Origin of the sequence: Schnuerera sp. (assembly GCF_035459645.1) — a bacterium.
Taxonomy (GTDB): domain Bacteria; phylum Bacillota; class Clostridia; order Tissierellales; family Tepidimicrobiaceae; genus Schnuerera.
Genome location: NZ_DATHXO010000496.1, coordinates 1 through 3,744 on the forward strand (window position 1 = coordinate 1; position 3,744 = coordinate 3,744).

General features: G+C 35.8%; 4 protein-coding genes. 3 read left to right on the forward strand and 1 reads right to left on the reverse strand.

Going from position 1 to position 3,744, the window contains the following annotated elements; translation table 11 throughout:
• Window positions 1-94: 94 nt before the first annotated feature.
• The 3 genes from VK998_RS11635 (at window position 95) to gltA (ending at window position 3,462) form a co-directional block, all read left to right on the forward strand.
• Window positions 95-655, forward strand: a complete 561-nt coding sequence (locus VK998_RS11635; protein WP_325228512.1) for an MATE family efflux transporter — start codon at window positions 95-97, stop codon at window positions 653-655.
• A gap of 526 nt (window positions 656-1,181) precedes the next feature.
• Window positions 1,182-2,066 (forward strand): sulfide/dihydroorotate dehydrogenase-like FAD/NAD-binding protein, encoded by an 885-nt coding sequence (locus VK998_RS11640; protein ID WP_325228508.1) that lies wholly within the window; start codon window positions 1,182-1,184, stop codon window positions 2,064-2,066.
• Window positions 2,059-3,462: an NADPH-dependent glutamate synthase gene (gene gltA, locus VK998_RS11645; protein ID WP_325228509.1), complete on the forward strand. Its 1,404-nt coding sequence runs from the start codon at window positions 2,059-2,061 to the stop codon at window positions 3,460-3,462. The genes VK998_RS11640 and gltA overlap by 8 nt, the downstream gene beginning before the upstream one ends.
• A 42-nt stretch (window positions 3,463-3,504) precedes the next feature.
• Here gltA and VK998_RS11650 read toward each other — a convergent pair.
• Window positions 3,505-3,744 (reverse strand): hypothetical protein (locus tag VK998_RS11650; RefSeq protein ID WP_325228511.1); only part of this gene is annotated, 240 nt, incomplete at its 5' end.

Here is a 3,744-nt window from a genome sequence, read left to right on the forward strand (position 1 = left end):
GTGTCGAAGCCGGTGAACAGCGGGATGCTGAGCAGAAAGGTCAGCAGCGAGGTGATCAGCGCCAGGCTGCGCGCGCCCCAGGGCTCGCGGTAAAATAGGAACAGAAGCTGCTGCAGCAGTACAGATATTAAATACAGTACAAAATCTATTTATGACAATAACCAGAGGTATGGGTAATGCTTGCACAGTAATGGTAGGCAATAAGATCGGTTCTGGCGAAGAAGAGGTTGCTGTTGAATATGCTAATAGATTTTTAGTTATATCTATAGGGCTAGGTATTATTCTTGGATTTGGATTATTTTTAACATCTGATTTAATTTTAAGTTTATTTAGGAATTTGACTCCACAATTATATATAACTTCGAAAAAACTACTCAATGTTTTAGCCTTATTCTTTACCGTTAAAGTATTTAATGGAACCATGATAGTAGGAGTTTTTAGGGGTGGAGGGGATACTAAGTTTTCTATGTTACTAGAGATGGGAGCTGTTTGGTTAGTTGGAGTACCCTTAGCATTTTTAGGAGCTTTAGTTTTTAAGCTACCGGTATATTATGTAACGCCATTAGTTTATTTAGAAGAGATAGTCAAGGCAATCATTGGATTACCAAGAATATTTTCTAAGAAGTGGGTCACCAATATAATTGATGATATGTAAATGATACTTATAGGCATCCTGAGGCTTTCAGTACAAGCATTACTCTCGAAGAAACTCAGGATGGCTTGACCTCTTAATTTATTTACCATAGGAACTGGATACCTATAATTCAATGATTTGTATAACCATATATAAGAGAAAGTTAAAGTCTTAACGAAATTCTGCGTAAAATAGATTGATTTTGGGTAGATATAAAATTATATTTTTACATAGTCTATTGAATTTAAAAAATCTTTGTGTTATATTAGTTGTGAAAGAAATCGTTAATTATATGACAAATAGTACCTTTTTATGATTTAAATAAGTAAAACTAGCTATCTGATTGAATATATTAGCCATATATTTTAAAGTACTAATACCTAGCATTTAATTTATGGAAACGTTTAATTTCCAATATAAATTAGGCTATTTGATTATGACTATATTTTCCCAAAAAGGCATTAGTCATATAAATAACTAACCTTTAATATTTACCCTAAATGATGTATAATTAAAATGATAAATTTAAATGAGGGAGGAGTTTCTATTGTATAAAATTGTTGAGAAAAAAGACCTTGCCCCTAATATTATTTCAATGGATATTTTAGCTCCAAGGGTTGCAAACTCAGCTCAACCAGGTCAATTTATAATTGTTATAGTTGACGAAGAAGGGGAGAGAATTCCTCTAACTATTTGTAACTATGACAAAGAAAAAGGAACTGTCAACATAGTTATTCAAGCTATGGGTAGTTCTACTAAAAGAATTGTAGCTCTTAACGAAGGAGACTATTTAAAGGATTTTGTAGGTCCCCTTGGAAGACCATCAGAATATGTGCATGAAGATGTTGAGAAATTAAAAGAACAAAAAATATTATTTGTAGCAGGTGGAGTTGGAGCAGCTCCTGTATTTCCTCAAGTAAGATGGTTCCATGAGCGTGGTATTGACGTAGATGTAATAGTTGGCGCAAAGAATAAAGAATTGATAATACTTGAAGATGAAATCAAAGAGGTAGCTGGAAATCTTTATATTGCTACTGATGATGGTAGTTATGGTTTTAATGGTATGGTAACTGGACTTATTGAAGAACTTGTTGTTAATCAAGGTAAGGAATACGATTTAGTAATTTCTATTGGACCAATGATTATGATGAAATTTGTAGCTTTATTAACTAAAAAACTTGGTATAAAAACCATAGTAAGTCTTAACCCAATTATGGTAGATGGAACTGGAATGTGTGGTGCTTGTAGAGTAACAGTAGGAGATGAAACTAAATTTGCATGTGTTGATGGACCAGAATTTGATGGACATCTTGTAGATTTTGACGAAGCATTAAAGAGACAAGCTCAATATAAAGAAGAAGAAATTGAATTAGCGAAACATGGCGAGGAGAAAAAATGTACATGCCAACATGGAGGTGTTCATAATGGATAGATTTAAAAGAATCCCTATTTCAGTACAAGATCCTATAGAAAGAGGTTCAAACTTTGATGAAGTTTGTTTAGGATATACTGAAGAAGAAGCTATGGCTGAAGCTAAAAGATGTTTGAATTGTAAACATCATCCTTGTGTAGGCAATTGTCCAGTAGGTATCCATATACCTAGATTTATTAAGCATATTGCAGAAGGAGAGTTTGAAGAAGCGGCTCATGTTCTTGCTGAATATACTGCTTTACCTGCAGTTTGTGGAAGGGTTTGCCCACAAGAAGAGCAATGTGAAAAGGTATGCGTACTTGGAATTAAAGGAGAAGCAGTTTCAATCGGAAAACTTGAAAGATTTGCTGCTGATTGGGCACGAGAACATAATGTGGAAGTAGGAAAGACTAAAGAAAACAATGGATATAAAGTAGCAGTTATAGGATCAGGGCCAGCTGGCATTACTTGTGCTGGAGATTTAGCAAAAGAAGGCTATGACGTAACTATATTTGAAGCATTACATGAACCAGGTGGAGTTTTAGTATATGGAATTCCTGAATTTAGACTTCCTAAAGAAGCAGTAGTAAAACCAGAAATAGAAAATTTAAAGAAACTAGGAGTAAAAATTGAAACTAATGTAATAGTAGGTAGAACCGTAACCATAGATTCTTTATTAGAAGAAGAAGGTTTCCACGCAATATTTATAGGTTCTGGTGCAGGTCTTCCTAAATTTATGGGAATATCTGGAGAGAACTTAAATGGAGTATTTTCTGCAAATGAATTCTTAACTAGAAATAATCTTATGAAAGCTTTTAGAGAAGATTATGACACTCCAATTAAGGTTGGCAGTAAAGTTGCCGTTGTTGGTGGTGGGAACGTTGCTATGGACGCTGCCAGAACTGCTCTTAGGCTTGGTGCAGAAGTTTGGATAGTTTATAGAAGAACTGAAAAAGAATTACCAGCTAGGGTAGAAGAAGTTCACCATGCTATGGAAGAAGGAATAAAATTTGAATTTTTAACTAGTCCTATAGAAATTGTTGGTAATGAAAATGGATGGGTTAAAAGCATTAGATGTCAAAGAATGGAATTAGGCGAACCAGATGCTTCAGGAAGAAGAAGACCTGAGCCTATAGTTGGTTCTGAATTTGAATTTGATGTGGATACAGTTATTATGGCATTAGGAACATCACCGAACCCACTTATTCCAGCAACTACAGCAGGACTAGATATAAATGAAAGAAAATGCATCGTAACGGATGAAGATGGACAAACTTCAAGAGAAGGAGTTTTTGCAGGTGGAGATGCTGTAACAGGCGCCGCAACTGTGATTCTTGCAATGGGAGCTGGAAAACAAGCAGCAGAAGGTATTGATAAATATATAAAAGAGAAATATGGCAAAAAAGCAGATGCATAAACTAATATTTTGATTAGCATACAAAAGCTACAAGCTATTGAATCAATGGTTTGTAGCTTTTACCACACGCTCAGCGAGGTTGGCAATAACGCCCGGAGTTGCAGCACCAATGTCAGCCAGAGATTCCCTAAGGCTACGAGCATAGGTGTCAATAGGCAGGCTCTGCTCATGGTCCTCTTCACCAAGAGCCAGTGGGTGTGGGTCTGGAGCTAGAGCATCAATAAGAGCCCCACCACCCTGCAGCACAGTTCCTAGGAAACTCTTGGCAGTATCAAGAGCCTC

What these genes read in the sequence shown, in the direction of transcription:
- gltA (WP_325228509.1), top strand. Translation starts at nt 2,059, where the DNA reads ATGGATAGATTTAAAAGAATCCCTATTTCAGTACAAGATCCTATAGAA.